General features: G+C 74.1%; 9 protein-coding genes. 1 reads left to right on the top strand and 8 read right to left on the bottom strand.

Features of this window, described 5'->3' with window-relative positions; genetic code table 11:
- Positions 1-147: 147 nt before the first annotated feature.
- From QMZ92_RS22920 to QMZ92_RS22910, 3 genes are all read right to left on the bottom strand, one after another.
- Positions 148-1110, bottom strand: coding sequence for a GNAT family N-acetyltransferase (locus QMZ92_RS22920; protein ID WP_283299300.1), 963 nt, complete (start codon positions 1108-1110; stop codon positions 148-150).
- A 70-nt stretch (positions 1111-1180) separates the two neighbouring features.
- The gene (locus QMZ92_RS22915) at positions 1181-4018 is read right to left on the bottom strand and encodes a SpoIIE family protein phosphatase (RefSeq protein WP_283299298.1); all 2838 of its coding nucleotides are present in this window, start codon (positions 4016-4018) and stop codon (positions 1181-1183) included.
- A 224-nt stretch (positions 4019-4242) separates the two neighbouring features.
- Positions 4243-5361 carry a PP2C family protein-serine/threonine phosphatase gene (locus QMZ92_RS22910; RefSeq protein ID WP_502962116.1) on the bottom strand — a complete coding sequence of 373 codons (1119 nt, stop codon included), beginning with the start codon at positions 5359-5361 and terminating at the stop codon, positions 4243-4245.
- 234 nt (positions 5362-5595) lie between these two features.
- Between QMZ92_RS22910 and QMZ92_RS22905 the strand changes: the two genes are divergently transcribed.
- Complete coding sequence (locus QMZ92_RS22905) at positions 5596-6054, top strand: GNAT family N-acetyltransferase (protein WP_283299297.1); 459 nt, start codon at positions 5596-5598, stop codon at positions 6052-6054.
- Between the two features lie 106 nt (positions 6055-6160).
- Here QMZ92_RS22905 and QMZ92_RS22900 read toward each other — a convergent pair whose 3' ends face one another.
- From QMZ92_RS22900 to QMZ92_RS22880, 5 genes are read right to left on the bottom strand one after another with little or no spacing between them, the layout of a single operon-like run.
- Positions 6161-7243 carry a class I SAM-dependent methyltransferase gene (locus QMZ92_RS22900; protein WP_283299296.1) on the bottom strand — a complete coding sequence of 361 codons (1083 nt, stop codon included), beginning with the start codon at positions 7241-7243 and terminating at the stop codon, positions 6161-6163.
- Positions 7240-8493, bottom strand: a complete 1254-nt coding sequence (locus tag QMZ92_RS22895) for a glycosyltransferase (protein WP_283299295.1) — start codon at positions 8491-8493, stop codon at positions 7240-7242. The genes QMZ92_RS22900 and QMZ92_RS22895 overlap by 4 nt, the downstream gene beginning before the upstream one ends.
- Positions 8490-9344 (bottom strand): alpha/beta fold hydrolase, encoded by an 855-nt coding sequence (locus QMZ92_RS22890; protein WP_283299294.1) that lies wholly within the window; start codon positions 9342-9344, stop codon positions 8490-8492. The genes QMZ92_RS22895 and QMZ92_RS22890 overlap by 4 nt, the downstream gene beginning before the upstream one ends.
- 3 nt (positions 9345-9347) lie before the next feature.
- Complete coding sequence (locus tag QMZ92_RS22885) at positions 9348-9671, bottom strand: acyl carrier protein (protein WP_283299293.1); 324 nt, start codon at positions 9669-9671, stop codon at positions 9348-9350.
- Positions 9668-14704 (bottom strand): type I polyketide synthase, encoded by a 5037-nt coding sequence (locus tag QMZ92_RS22880; protein ID WP_283299292.1) that lies wholly within the window; start codon positions 14702-14704, stop codon positions 9668-9670. Before QMZ92_RS22880 ends, QMZ92_RS22885 begins: the two co-directional genes overlap by 4 nt.

Below are 14704 nucleotides of genomic sequence, written 5' to 3'. Positions count from 1 at the left end.
TCGTTCGCCGTCCGGTGGGGAGGATGACGAGCGTGCCGCGGAGGTTCCCTGCGGCGGTGACGTTTGCCGGCGTTCGGCCCGGGGGCGGTCGCCGCAGCCCACTTCCCCGCGGTGGGTGCTCCTGGCGGCCCGCTGCGGAACCGTGCCTCAGGACGCCACGGGCAGGGTCAACTCCCAGGTGTCGACGGCGAAGTCGAGCGTCATGCCGTGGCCTTCGTAGAGGGCCAGGGCCCCGCTGCTGTTGTCGGTGTCCACACCGAGGCCGATCCGGTCCCGCCCCATCGCCGCGTAGTGCCCGAAGGAGTGCCGCAGCAGATGCCCCCCGAGTCCCCGGCCCCGGGCCTCGCGCAGGACACCGAGGTTGCCGATCCAGCCCGAGGAGGCGCGGTTGTCGTGCGTCCGCACCACCGCCGCGTCGCCGATGCCGTCGACGTGCGCGATCCAGACCAGCGACCAGTCGGCCAGGTCGGCGCCGATGTCGTCCAGCCACTGCCCGTACGTGCGCGGCTGGAAGTCGAAGTGGTCGGCGAACGACGCCTGGAGCAGGGCGTGGGCGCGTCTGCGGTCCTCCTCCGCCGCGCAGGCGCGCAGCGTCACACCGGGAGGAGGCGCGGGCACCGGGTCGGCGGTTGCCGACAGCGGCCGGGTCAGCACGTTGTACCGGCGAACCGGATGCCAGCCCCGTCCGCGCAGGGCGTCCACGTCCGTCGTGGGCTTGGAGTTGAGGTGCATGTGCACCACCGCTCGCGACGCCCCGTTGAGCGCCGCCCGCTCCACGGCGCGGGACTCCATCAGGTCGAACAGGTGGCTTGAGGCCCGCTGCCAGTCCGGGAGCGTGTACTGGTCCATGTCGATCCGCTCGTGGCCGGAGTCGTCCCACAGCAGCCCGTACCCGACCAGCCGGTCCCCGTCGAACAGCAGCCAGGAGTCGCGCTCCAGGTTCACTTCCGGATGCTTCAGATCGGCTTCGAGCTCCGTCAACGAGGTGTCGGGACGGCCGATTTCCAGCACGTCGATCTCATTGAGGAGGGCGCACACGGCCTCCGCGTCGTCGAGCTTCACCGGACGCACGGTGGTACCGGGCGGCGGCGGGGTGGGGTGCGTGGTCATGGAGGCAACTGTCGGCCGCCCCGGGCCCGCACCGCAACGGAGATTCCGGCGGCTCCCCGCCCCGGACGGCTCACATCAGCGTCTGCTCGGTCCAGATGGTCTTGCTGGTCGGAGTGTGCCGGGTGCCCCAGCGCTGGGTGAGCTGGGCGATGAGATAGAGCCCGCGGCCGTTCTCGTCGTACGTGTGGGCGTGCCGCAGATGCGGACTGGTGCTGCTGTAGTCGGTGACCTCGGTGGTGAGTGTGGTGTCGGTGTGGATCAGACGCAGCTGGATCGGGGGCTTCCCGTAGCGGATGGCGTTGGTGACGAGCTCGCTGACGATCAGCTCCGTGATGAAGCTGGCGTCCACGAGTCCCCAGACGGCGAGCTGCTCGGCCGTGCGGTGACGGGTATCGATGACGACCGCGGGGTCGTGCGGGAGCGTCCATGTGGCGACGTGCTGGGGGTGGAGCGTCTTGGTGCGGGCGATGAGGAGGGCGATGTCGTCGGTGGGAGGGTGGGTGAGCAGCGTCGTCAGAATGCGGTCGCACGTGGTCTCGAGGCCGGACGACGGGTGGGCGAGTGCCGTGAAGAGCGTGTCCAGGGTCTGGTCGATGTCGGTCTCGCGCGGGTTGAGCAGGCCGTTGGTGTAGAAGGCGAGCAACGTGCCCTCGTCGAGCGTGGTGGTGGTGGTCTCGAAGGGGAGGCCGCCGAGCCCCAGGGGAGGACCCGCGGGGGTGTCGAGGAAGTACACGTCGCCGTCGGGGGTGGCGGCGGCCGGTGGCGGGTGGCCGGCGCGGGCGTGTGTCAGGTCCCGGGAGATCGGATCGTAGATCGCGTACAGACAGGTGGTGCCGATGCCCGTCGTGGTGTCGGCGGTGGCCGAGGACTCGTCGGTGGACAGATGCAGTACGAGGTCGTCGAGCCGGGTGAGCAGTTCGTCGGGCGGGAGGTCCACATCGGCGAGCGTGCGGACCGCGGTACGCAGTCGGCCCATGGTGGCGGAGGCCCGGATGCCGTGGCCGACGACGTCGCCGACGACGAGGGCGACGCGCGCGCCGGACAGCGGGATGACGTCGAACCAGTCGCCTCCCACGCCCGCTTCGGCACCGGCGGGCAGATAACGCGTGGCGATGTCGAGGGCGGGCTGGTCGGGCAGTGTGTGCGGGAGCAGGCTGCGCTGCAGGGTCATGGTGGTGGTGCGTTCGCGGGTGAAGCGGCGGGCGTTGTGGATGCCGGTGGCGGCGCGGTGGGTCAGTTGCTCGGCCAGCTGGAGGTCGTCCGGTGTGAACGGCTGCGGGTTGCGGTTGCGGGTGAACAGCGCCACCCCGAGCGTGGATCCCGCCGTGAGCATCGGCACGGCCATCAGCGTGCGCGTACCGGCCTCGTCCAGCCGTGCGGCCTCGGGATCGGTGGCCCTCCACTGGACGAGGGAGGGGTCGTCCATCCGGTACACGGCGCTGCGGCCCGTCGTCAGGCACCGGGTCAGCGGGGAGTGGGCGGGGTGGGTGACGGGCTCCGGGTCCGCCGCCGGCACAGTGCCCGGCGGATGTGAGCGGTAGGCGGTCCGGCGCAGTGGCAGGGGGCCGGTCGGACGGCTGTGACGAGGGGTTTCGTACAACTCGACGGCAGCGGTGTCGGCGAGCCGGGGCACGGCGGCGTCGGTGAGTTCCTGCGCGGTGCGCTCCAGGTCGAGAGTGGTGCCGATCCCGGCGCCCGGGTCCTCCAGCAGCATCCGCTGCCGGGTGAGGTGGTGTTCGGGCTCCTCGGTACGGGTGTGGGCGGTCAGACACACGGCCCGGACGCCGCCGTCGTCCGTGAGCGGTGTGACGGTGGCCGGGCTGCCGGCCTCCGAGCTGTTGTCCGTGGGACGCAGCACGGTGGGGGTGTGCTGGGGCCTGCCGGTCCGGAGCGCCAGGCCCATGGAGCGCTCGGTCTCCTCGCTCACCGGGCCGGGAACGATCTCCGTGAGCCGCAGCCCGCGGATCCGCGCCTCGGGCAGGGACAGCGCGCGCTCCATTGCGGAATTGGCGCGCAGCAGCCGCAGGTCGGTGTCGAAGACCGCGAGCATGCACGGGGACTGGGCGAAGGCCCAGGCCCCCAGCGCCTCGTCGGTGACCGGGCCGGGGGGCGGTGTCCCCCCGGCGGAGGTGCCGGGGTGCGGTGCGGCGGAGGGTGTGCCGGCGTACGGCGTCTCACCGGCGGTGGTGCCGGGGTGCGGTGCACCGGGACGGGGGCCCGCGTGCGACGGCGTCGCATCGGGCGGAGGCTCGCCCGCCGGATGTTTCCGGGCCCCGGGCCCGGCGGCCGGCGCGTCGACGGCAGGCGCTCCGGGAGCCGGTCCCTCGGCAACGGGCGCGCCGCGGCCCGGCACCGCGCCGGCCTCGGAGCCAGCGGCCTCGGCGGCCGGGGCAGTCGAGTCCGACCGCCCCGCAGGTCCGGGCGCCGGCTCCTGCGGGGCCGGGGCGGTGGAGCCGTCGTCCGCCGTCGCGGTGCTGGTCACGAGCCACTCGGTGATGCCGCTGGTGGTGGTCCGGCGGGTGGCGCTCAGCGGGAGCGCGAGTTCGTGGCCGTCCCGATGGCGCAGGGGCAGGGTGCCACCGAGGTCCGTGGGCCACGGGGGGCCGGGCGGTGCGACCGGAGCGGCGCCGTGCGCGAGGAGACGGGCGGCGGGCCGTCCCATGATCTCGGCGGGCGCGTACCCCAGCAGCCGGCGGGCTCCTTCGCTCCATCCCGTCACGACACCCTGCTCGCTGATGACCGCCGTGGCGGTGGGCGGCGGACGCCCGGGGACCGGCCCGGCCGTGTCGGGGCGGTCCCCGGGGACGGTGGGGGGCGGCTGGGTCGGGTCGGGCCGGTCGCCGGCCGGGACGGGAGGTGGCTGCGCGGTGCCGGGAGGTTCGCCCGGTGAGGTGGGAAGTCGTTCCATCGCCGCTCATCTCGCCCCTTTGCCCATTGCGCGGCTCCCGCTGCCCGCCAGGGGGAGCTCGTGGCCAGGGCTCTCGTCACCAGCATGATCCTGGGCGGGGCGGAACACCAACGCGGACGGCCCCGGGACGTCTCGGCCCGCACGGTCCCCCGGGCGCGGGGCCCGGGGCGGCCGTGGCGTGCGGGGCCGTCCGCGTGGGTGACGGTGCCATGGCGCCCGGATGCCTACGCCGCCGTCCCCGGCCCTCGGCTGTTGGGGCACCTCACGGCGAGGGCGGCGATGTCGTCGTCGAGCCGCCCGCCGCTGTAGCGGAGCAGGTCCTGGTGGAGCCGGTCGAGAAGCTCCCTCGGCGCGGCGGGGCCGTTGTGCCGCATCCACTCCGGCAGCGGGAAGAACTCCCCGGCGCGGTCCCGGGTCTCCGTCACACCGTCCGTGTAGAGCAGAAGGTGGTCGCCGGGGTCGAAGGGGACGGTGTCCACGTAGTAGTGGTCCCCGATGAGCGCCGCCAGGTTCAGGGGCGGTGAGGGGGTGGACGGCTCCAGGACGCGGATCTCGCCGCGGTGCACGAGCATGGGCGGGGGATGCCCGCAGTTCAGGATCCGGATCGCGCCGCCGTCGTGGGGGATCTCGACGAGTATGGCGGTGGCGAAGCGCTCGGGCAGTTCCTGGGTGGGGAACGCGGCGCTGTAGCGGGTGATGCTGGTCTCGAGTCGCCGGGTGATGCCACGGAGATCGGGCTGGTCGTACGCGTTCTCCCGAAAGCAGTTGATCACCGCCGATGCCGCGCCCACCGCCGACAGGCCCTTGCCCCGCACATCGCCGATGAGCAGGCGCACGCCGTACGGGGTGTCTGCCACCTCGTAGAAGTCGCCGCCGATCCGGGCCTGCTCCTGGGCCGCCAGGTACAGCGACTCGATCTCGACGTCGTCGATACGGCTCGGCAGCGGGCGCAGCAGCACCTTCTGGGCGGCGTCGGCGACGAGCCGTACGTGGAACAGCGCCTCCTCGCGCTGGATCCTGACGTGGCTGGCGTACGCGGCCGCCAGCGTCACCAGGATGATCGCGGCGGCCGTGTACGGCGTTCCCAGATCGGTGTACAAGAAGCTGAGGCTGATCATGACCAGCAGGCAGAAGGTCCCCAGCAGGACCGTGGCGAGGACCGGCCACAACGCCGCGGCGAGAGCGGGTGCGGCGGGCAGGAGACGGCTGAAGGCCTTCTCCCTCGGGGTGGAGAAGGCCAGGGAGGAGATGAGGATCGTGAGAATGGCCGGCGACAGCAGGACAGCCGTCCACCGGCCTCCGTAGAAACGACGAGGGCGCCGCAGCCGACCGAACATGATCACAAAATGCATCATATCCGGGCATAGGACTCGCCGATATGTGGTCGTGACGAGCCGATGTCCACCGAACGCGAACACTTGCGGCCGAAGGCGTGCGGCCGGTCGGCGGGGCCTGACCCACCGGCCCCGGTACGCACGCCCATGGAATCCGTGCACGTGCGGCGTGGGAAACGGCCCTACGGCCCGCGTGGCATCCTGTGCCTACCTGCAGACCGTGCGAGTGCGAGGAAACCCACCGTGACGTCCGACCCGGGTCTCGAAGTACGCCCCCTCGCTCCCGGTGACCGGGAGGCCTGGGAGCCGCTGTGGCGGGCGTACCTGGATTTCTACGAGCACGCCCTTCCGCCGGAGGTCACCGATCTGACGTGGGCCCGGTTCGCCGACCCGGCCGAGCCGGTGCGGGGACTCGGGGCGTGGACCGGCGCCGGACTGGCCGGCATCTGCCACTACGTGCTGCACCGCTCCACCTGGGCCGCCGGCACGTACTGCTGTCTGGAGGACCTGTTCACCGCACCCGCCGCGCGCGGCCGGGGCGTGGGCCGGACCCTCATCGAGGCCACGGCCGCGGCGGCGCGCGAGGCCGGCGCGGAGAGGATCCACTGGCAGACACACCGGGACAACGCCACCGCACGAGCCCTCTACGACCGTGTGGCCCGGCACGAGGGATTCCTCGTCTACGAGCGCCCGCTCGACTGACCGGTCGAGCCTCCGTCGGGGCCGTACCCCCCCCACGGCACGATCCCCACGACACGTCGCTGACCCGCAGGGGTGGCGGGATCCGCGAGCCGGCGGCAGCGACGTGTCAGTCCTTGCGGGCCACCACGCGGTACGCGTTGCACAGCCCGAGACGTCCGGTGAACGGTGCGACCGCCTGATCGAGGAGCGCCGCCGCCACCAGCGCCGGGACGCCCGCCAGCAGCGCCGCGCCGCGCAGTGCCCGGTGCAGTGGGCCGACGGGCGGAAGCCACGGGAGGTCGTCCCGCGGCGCGGCTCCCTCCAGGGCCAGCCACACCGCCGCCACGAGGTCGACCGGCTCGTGTGCCGACCGGTGCTGCTCGGCCACCACCGTGAACCCCAGTTCCGCCAGCGCGCCGCGGAGATTGCCCACCGGCATGAGATGGAGGTGCTGGGGCTGGAGCCAGGGAAGCCACCAGCGGCCGAGCAGTCGCGCGTACCCGCTCTCCGGGTCCGGCACCTCCACCACCAGGTGTCCGCCCGGGCGCAGCGACGTCCGGGCCGCTTCCAGTTCGTGCAGCGGTTCCGTACTGTGCTCGAGGTAGTGGAACAGGCTGACGACGTCGTACTCCCCGGCGAGGTCCGGCGCCAGTTCGGTGAAACCGCCCCGGAACCCCCGCTCGACCCGCCCCCGCCGTTCGGCCAGTTCCGCCCCCTCGGAGCGGTCGAGCCCGTCGAACACCACATCCGGCAGGACCGTCCGGGCCACCTCGCAGAAGTGCCCGTGCCCGGTGCCCACGTCCAGCCACCGTTTCGCGCCGCCGACACAGGGCCGTACGGACTCCGCGCGGCGCCGGTAGGACGCGGTGCGCCCGCCGAACATCCCGTCCAGCTGCTGCTCGCCGAGGCCGTCGTAGAAGTCGCGGTAGTAGAAGGCGAGCCCGCGGGCGTTCAGCCGGGGGTTCTGGAAGAGGTGGCCGCAGGAGTGGCAGCGGTCGACCCGGAACCGGCCGGGCTTGTGCTGGAGCAGGTCCGGCGTCCGCAGATGCCCGCCGATCCGGACCGACCCGCACCACGGGCAGCCGTGGCGCAGCGGTTCGAAGAACGCCTCGGGCCCCTCGGCCAGCTCGGCCTCGTACTCCGGCCGGAGTGCGGTCACCGTCTCCCGCCTGGTCCGGCGTCTGCGGGACCGCACCTCGCGCGACGTCATCCCTCCTCCTTGTCCCGGAACTCGTCATCGAGCAGCTTCTCGAGATGGTCCGCCGCGGCCGCGGCTCCGCCCGCCGCGCGCAGTGCCGACCCGACGGCACGGGCGGCGGCCCGGTGGCCGGGACCTTGCAGCACGGCATCCACAGCCGCTCCGATACGGGCGGCGCCGGCCCGGCCGAACCGGACGCGGACCCCGGCCCCCGCGTCGCACACCTGCGCGGCGACGACCGGCTGGTCGTCGCGGATCGGCGCCACGACGAGGGGAACGCCGTGCCACAGCGCCTCGACCACCGTGTTGTGGCCGGCATGGCACACGACGGCGTCCACGTGCCCGAGCAGCGCGAGCTGCGGTACGACGGGGAGGGCGAGCAGATCGCGGTCCGGTCGGGCGGCGGCCGTCCCCTCGCTCGTACCCGGGGCGGCACCGCCCGGGAGGGTGATGCCGGGACCGCCGAGGACGCCCTCCGGGTCGACGACGACGGCCTGCAGCCGGTCCGCCCGCGCCCGCAGGGCCTCGGCGCATGCGGTGAGGAATCGCCCTCCCGCGTCGGTGTTCGCCGTGCCGAGCGTGACCAGGACCGTCGCCCGCCCGGGGTCCAGCCACTCCCACGGGAAGTCGGCTGCCGAGGGACGGGCGGCCAGCGAAGGGCCCACCCAGCGGATCCCCTCGCCACCGCGGGCGGGCCGCCCGGCCAGCTCCGGAGCGGAGAAGGCCAGCACCAGACGGGGGGAGAACCGCGGATCCGCCGTGCCCTCCGGGTCCCCGATGCGCAGCCGCAGCTCCCGCAGCAGCGCGTCGTTCCAGGCGGCGACCTTCGGCATGGCCGCCAGCGCGTCCGTGAACTCGGCCGGCGTCGTCGCCGACGTCGCCCACGGCACCCCGAGCCGCTCCGCGACCAGCGCACCCGCCGGTGCCTGCTGGTCCGCCACGACCACATCGGGCCGGAAGGCCAGCACCGCGTCCCGTACGCCGTCGGCCATCGCGTCCGCGAGCGGCACCAGGAACCGCTCCCACAGGAACCTGAGGGCCTCGGGGCCCCGGATGTCCGGCGGCCGGACGGGACGGTCCGCTTCGGCCCACGACACCGGCGACGGGAAGACGTGAGCGTCCGGCCCGGCGAGACGGCGGACGATCCCGGGCACCCCCGCCCAGGCCACCCGATGGCCCCGGGAGACCAACTCCGCGGCCACCCCCACCAGCGGATTGATGTGCCCCACGAGTGGCGGGACGACGAACAGGCAGCGGCTCACGGGACGTTCACCTCCACGGGTACGGCAGCCGCCCTGCCGGCCCCGTCGCGGCGTTCGGCGGACCCGTTCTCCTCGATCCAGCCGAGGACGAGGTCGCGCACCCGGCCCGGCGCCTCCACCAGCACCGAGTGCTCATGGCCGGGGACCAGCACCGTCCGGCTGCGCGGCATCAACGACCGCAGCCACGGGGCCTGTTCGCTGAGATCGGAGTCGCCCCCGTAGACGGCGAGCACCGGGCGGTCCAGGGAGCGGAGGGCGTCCTCGGAGACGAGGTCGCAGACGGTGACCTCCGCGGCGATCGAGGTATCGCGCACCAGGCGGCCCGCGGCCCTCGCCAGCCGGGCCGTGTGGTGGCCGCGGTGGCTCGCGATCCAGTCGATCGCCTCGCTCTCGTTGACGGTCATCTCGTGCCGTACCCGCTCCAGCAGTCCGGCGATCTTGCGCGCCCAGGAGGCCGTGGCCGGCTCGGACTCGACGACCGAGATGCTGGCGACCCGGTCCGGGCGGCGCAGGGCGTAGCCGAACGACACCGTGCCGCCGAAGGAGTTGCCGACCAGATGGACCGGACCGGGGACCTCCAACCGGTCCAGCAGCGCGCCGAGATCGTCCACGAACCTCCCGAGTCCGTAGCCGCCTGCCGGTCTTCCACTGCGGCCGTGCCCCCTGTGGTCGTACATGACGACGTCCAGCCCGGCCGCCGCGAACGCGGGCGCGACGGTGAAGTAGTAGCTGGCCAGACTGTCGGTGAGCAACCCGTGCAGCAGGACGACGGTCTCCCGGCCCGGTCGTCCGTCGCCGGGACCGAGGCGCTGGACGTGCAGACGGACACCGGCGACATCGATGAGCGCCATGGGTCAGGCCGCTCCCGCGCTCTTCAGGCACCTCGCCACGTGTTCGACGAGCCGGCCGACGGTGAGCTCGATGATGTCGTCGAGCTCCATCGAGGCCACGAACTCGGCGAAGTTGACGTCACGCCCGTACCGGGCCTCCAGATGACCGGCCAGGGTCACCAGGTCGATGCTCTCGAACTCCAGGTCCCTGCTGAACCGGGTCTCCATCCCGACCTCGGTGCCGTCGAGACCGTCGTCCTCGAGGACGAGCGCGATCATGGCCGTGATGTCGGCGAGTATCGCGTCCTCGTCCGCCCCTGACGGACCGGTCCCCTGAGTCGTGGTCACGTTCTGTTCCCCTCCTCGTGCCTGTCCCCGTCCCGTTCCGGTCCTTCGGTCCACGCCACGACGTATGAGCGCGGGGGAAGACCCGGCGGATTGGCCACTTCTTCGCACCGGATCCGGTACACGCGGACCGGGGTGCCCGGAGCGCCGCGCACCTCGACCGTCAGCCGGTCCCCGGACGCCGCCACCACGGCGAAGCCCTTGGGGCGGCCGCCGAATCCGGTTCCCTCCGCCTTCGCCGCCGCCTCCTTCGCCGCCCAGAAGCGGGTGAACCACAGCGCGTCGCAGGCTCCTGCCGCCGTCCCCGTACCGGCGCTGCGGTCCGCCAGCAGTTCGCGTTCGGTCGGAGCAAGGGCGGCGGCCAGCGTCGCCCCGGACGGCTCGGCGATCTCCTCGATGTCGATACCGGGTCCGGTCACCGCACCGCTGCCCGGGACCGGCGGGCACGGGCGCACGATCGCCACCGCCGCCTCGGCCCGGTGGGCGAGGGAGACGGCCAGCGGCGGGAGCGTCCGCCCGTGGGTCCCGGTCACCCGGGGCCGTCCCCGGTCGTCGTTGTCGACGCGCAGTTCCGCGGGGAAGACCGGTCCCTCGCCCCGCTGCCACAGCCACTGCCGCACGGCGTCCTTGGCGGCGATGCGGCCCAGCAGCCACTGCCGGCGGCCGCGCGGCGTGTGCTCCTCGTACCGGGCGCGTTCGGCGCCGCCGAGCATGTTGCGCATGATCAGGTCGCGTGACGCCAGGTCCGGCCAGCGCTCGTGGACCAGGGCCCAGCCGCCGGGGCGGGCCGTCGACAGCGTGTGGCGCTCGGGAAAGCGCTCGACCGGGCGCGTGTGCGGATCGTTGTCGAACCGGCGGTCCTGCCAGCCTCCGAGCTCCGCCCAGACCCGGCCTCCGGATGTGAGCAGGGCGTCCGCCTCCAGGAGGTCGGAGGTGAGCGAGGTGACGCGGACCAGGCACTCCACCTCGCTGCCGGGCCGCGGGGCCGGGCCGAAGAACCGCATGTGCCGCATCCGGACGGGGAACACGACCGTACGTTCGGCGGCGGTCGCCATGATCCAGTAGCCGAGGACCTGCCCCACGTTGTCCAGCAGCGCACCCGGCGCCGGTGGCGTGGTCAGCACCGCGCGGACGTGCCGCTCGCCGATGCCCCGAAGCGCCGTGACCCCCTGGTACGCGGGGCCGTGGAACATCCAGCGCTCGTCGTACAACTGGGCCGCGGAGTGGCCGGGAGTGCGTTCGTCCCGGAACGCCGCCGGATCCCAGGGAGGCGGCGGCGGGGGATGGCTCGCGGCGAGCTCGACCACAGCGCGTGCGTGCGGTCCGAACGACACCGCCAGGCGCCCGGGGCCCGCGGGGGCCGTGGTGACCTTCACGTCCGCGGGCTCGGCGGCGGTCAGCCACCGGTCGAACCGGGCGTCGTGCACGGCGACGGCGCGCATACCGGGGGCGCAGCGCTCGGCCGCCTCCATCACATGGTCGACGATCGTCGTGGCCGGCACGACGGGCCAGCGGTCGGCCACTTCGGGCCAGTCCGCACGTTGCCGGAAGAAGCAGTGGTCGAGCAGGTACGGCATCGCGTCGGTGCCCACCCGGACCGTGTACTCCGAGCGGGCGGAAGGCGTTGCGCCCGGGGTGGTACCCGTGCGGGGCAGGACCGGGCGCGCCGCGGGAGGCGTGCGGCGGGCCGGGACGGCGGCAGGGACATGCGGTGTGTCGCCCCGACGGTGCGCCGGTGAGGGCCGGCGGGCGGCGGCCTCGATGAGCTCGGCCGCGGTGGCCGCCGTCTCCCGCATCAGCGCGTTGAGCTCCGCGAGAGCCGGGAACCGTTCCGGTCCTCCGGCCCCGGGGACGGACTCCCCGGGCCGGTGCATGCCACCGCGGGCCGAGGAACTCCCCGCCGAGCCGTCGGCCATGGCGTGTTCCGCCGCGCCTCCGCGCGTCGTCCCGGCGCCTGTCGCACCGACACCCGCCGTACCCGCACCCGCCGGGCCGCGCGGGGTGTACGCGGACGCCGCGGCCGCCGAGGTGACCGGGCCGGCCGTGGAACCCTCCCGTCCGGTCGGCAGCGACAGCCGCAGCGCGGCGAGCGTCCCCGGATCCAGGGAGACCAGTCCGCCGCTCAGGTCGAGACGCACCGGAGGCCGAGGAGTGACGCCGCCGCCCCAGGCCGCACGGGAGGCGGGCCGGGACGTCGTGGCGTCGGCATCGGCACGCGACGAGGAGGCCGGGCGCCCCGGCGCCCCGGCCGGAGCGGTGGCATGGCGGTCGATCACGTCCGGGTCGACCGCCGCGCCCTCCGCCCACAGCGCCACGGCCACGCGTCGCAGCTGCGAAAGGCCCGGACGGTGCGGAGTGTTGGCGGCGACGACGAGATGCTCCCGCCCCGACAGCGTGTCGCCGATGAGCGACCCGAGTGCTCCCGTACCGACCTGGACGAAGGCCCGGAACCCCGACGCGTACAGTGACTCGGTCAACTGGCGGAAGCGCACGGGCTCCAGCAGATGGCGGACGAACAGTTCCCTCACGGCGGCCTCGTCACGGGGGAACGGGGCTGCCGTCGTGCCGGACCAGACCGGCACGGTGGGCGTGTGCAGCGCGAAGCGCTCGGCCGCGGCGCGGAACGGGCCCAGGGACGGCTCCAGCATGGGCGTGTGGAATCCCGAACGGAACGGCAGCACCCTGCACAGCACGCCTTCCGCCCGGAAGGCGCGGACGAACTCCTCCACCGCGTCCGGCGGTCCGCACACCATCGACTGGCTCGGCGCGTTGTCGTGGGACAGGGTGACCGGCAGACCGAGGGCCGCCAGTTCCGCCCGTACCCGGTCCGCGGACGCCCCCACGGCGGCGAAGGCGAGGTCCGGCACCGCCACCGAGTCGGGGTCGAGCGAGGCCATGAAGTCGTCCACGGCGCGCTCGGAGTACAGACCCGCGACCGCCATCGCCGTCCACTCGCCGATGCTGTGCCCGGCCACCGCCTCCGGCACCACGCCCATCCGGCGCAGGGCGGTGTCCAGGAGCCTGCCCACCGCCACCACGCCCAGCCCGTGCCGGCCGATGTCCCCGACGCGGGCCGCCGTCGCACCGCCGGCCGGCCCCGGCCGCGCCGGCCCGAACCGGGCGGCGACGTCGTCGACGCGCGGCTCGAACTCGCTTTCAAGCCCCGGGAAGACGAAGGCGATCCTGCCCGGCCGCTCGCCGCCGAGCAGCGGGTACGGGGAGAACCACACATCGCCGCGGCCGTGCCACGCCCGGCCCTTGGCGGTGACCCGGCGGGCGAGCGCCAGCCGTTTCGGTGTCGGATCGACGACGCCGAGGCGGGCCGAGTCCCCTCCCGGGTTCACCGGGGCGGCGGGCCCCGAGGCCAGCAGCGTCGAGTCGTCGGTGTCCAGCACGGCAGCGAGGGCCTCCGGCGTCCCGGCGGTGAGCAGCAGCACGCGCTCCCGTTCGATCACGGCGGTGGCCGCGGCCGCCCGGCCGGTGCCGCCCCGCCCCTCGTCGGCGGTTGCCGGGAGCCCGGCGGCCCCCGGTTCCGGCGGGGCCGTGAACGCCGTTGCCTCCGGCGCCTGTTCGAGGACGACATGGGCGTTCACCCCGCCGAACCCGAAGGCGTTCACCGCCGCCCGGCGCGGCGTCCCCCCGGGGCCGGGATCCCAGGGCGCCGCCCCGGCCAGTGGACGGAAACGGGTGTCGGCCAGCGCGGGATGGGGATCGTCGCAGTGCAGGGTCGGCAGCAGCACCGCGTGGTGCACGGCGAGAGCCGCCTTGACCAGGCCGGCGACCCCCGCGGCGGGCATCGCGTGGCCGATCATCGACTTCACCGACCCGATCACCGCGGTCCGCCCGCCTCCGGGGTCGTCCGGTGGCCCGAAGACCTCGGCCAGCGTGCGCAGTTCGGCCGTGTCCCCGGCGGGAGTGGCCGTGCCGTGCGCCTCCAGCAGTCCGATCGACCCCGGCTCGGCGGGGTCCAGCCCGGCCGCCTCCCAAGCCCGTCGCACGGCGCGGATCTGCCCGCCCGGATCGGGGCTGACCAGTCCGGCCGTACGCCCGTCGCTGCCGACCGCCGTCCCCCGGACGACCGCGTAGATCCGGTCTCCGTCCCGTACGGCGTCCGCCAGCCGCTTCAGCACGACCACGCCCGTGCCCTCGCCGATGAGGATGCCGTCCGCGTCCCGGTGGAAGGGGCGGATGCGCTGGCTCGGGGACAGGGCGCGGAGTTGGGAGAAGACGCTCCACAGGGTGATGTCGTGGCAGTGGTGCACGCCTCCGGCGAGCATCAGGTCGCACCGGCCGGACGCCAGCTCGCCCACCGCCTGGTCCACGGCGACGAGCGAGGAGGCGCACGCGGCGTCAACGGTGTAGGCGGGACCGCGCAGATCGAGCCGGTTGGCCAGCCGGGAGGCCGCCAGATTGGGGACGAGGCCGATGGCGTTCTCCGGCCGGTCGGGACCGAGCCGTTCGGTGAACGCCTCCCGTACCCGGGCCAGCTGGTCGGTGCCGAGATGCGGCAGCAACTCCCCGAGTGTGCGGACCAACTGGGCCGCGGTGCGGACCCGCTGGTCGAGGCGGACCAGCCCCGGTGTCAGATAGCCGCCCCGGCCCAGCACGACACCGACCCGTTCCCGGGCCGGCAGCCGGTCCTCGCCGCCGGCGTCCGCGATCGCGGACGCCGCCACCTGGAGTGCGATCAGCTGGTCGGGCTCCGCTCCCGGCACCGAACTCGGCATGATGCCGAAGCGTGTCACGTCCACGTCCGCCAGCGCGTCCACGAAGCCGCCGCGCCGGCAGTACACCTGGTCCGCCGCGGCCGGCCCGTCCGCAGCTGAGGGCCGGTAGTAGGCGGCGTCCCAGCGGCCCTCCGGCACGTCACCGACGGCGTCGAACCCGGCGGTGAGATTCCGCCAGTACGCCGTCAGGTCCCGGGCGCCCGGCAGCAGTACGGCCATCCCCGTGATGGCGACGGGAACGGCGTGGCGGCTGCCCCCGGCCCGCTCGCCGGTCCGGTCCGTGCCGGCCCTTGACCCCGCACCGGTCAT

The organism is Streptomyces sp. HNM0645, from assembly GCF_030056615.1.
Classification (GTDB): domain Bacteria; phylum Actinomycetota; class Actinomycetes; order Streptomycetales; family Streptomycetaceae; genus Streptomyces; species Streptomyces marianii.
Note: the sequence above shows the minus strand (reverse complement) of the source record. Positions and strands in the feature narration are given on the sequence as shown.

What these genes read in the sequence shown, in the direction of transcription:
- QMZ92_RS22915 (WP_283299298.1), bottom strand. Translation starts at nt 4,018, where the DNA reads ATGGAACGACTTCCCACCTCACCGGGCGAACCTCCCGGCACCGCGCAG.
- QMZ92_RS22920 (WP_283299300.1), bottom strand. Translation starts at nt 1,110, where the DNA reads ATGACCACGCACCCCACCCCGCCGCCGCCCGGTACCACCGTGCGTCCG.
- QMZ92_RS22890 (WP_283299294.1), bottom strand. Translation starts at nt 9,344, where the DNA reads ATGGCGCTCATCGATGTCGCCGGTGTCCGTCTGCACGTCCAGCGCCTC.
- QMZ92_RS22900 (WP_283299296.1), bottom strand. Translation starts at nt 7,243, where the DNA reads ATGACGTCGCGCGAGGTGCGGTCCCGCAGACGCCGGACCAGGCGGGAG.
- QMZ92_RS22880 (WP_283299292.1), bottom strand. Translation starts at nt 14,704, where the DNA reads ATGACCGGTGCGGGGTCAAGGGCCGGCACGGACCGGACCGGCGAGCGG.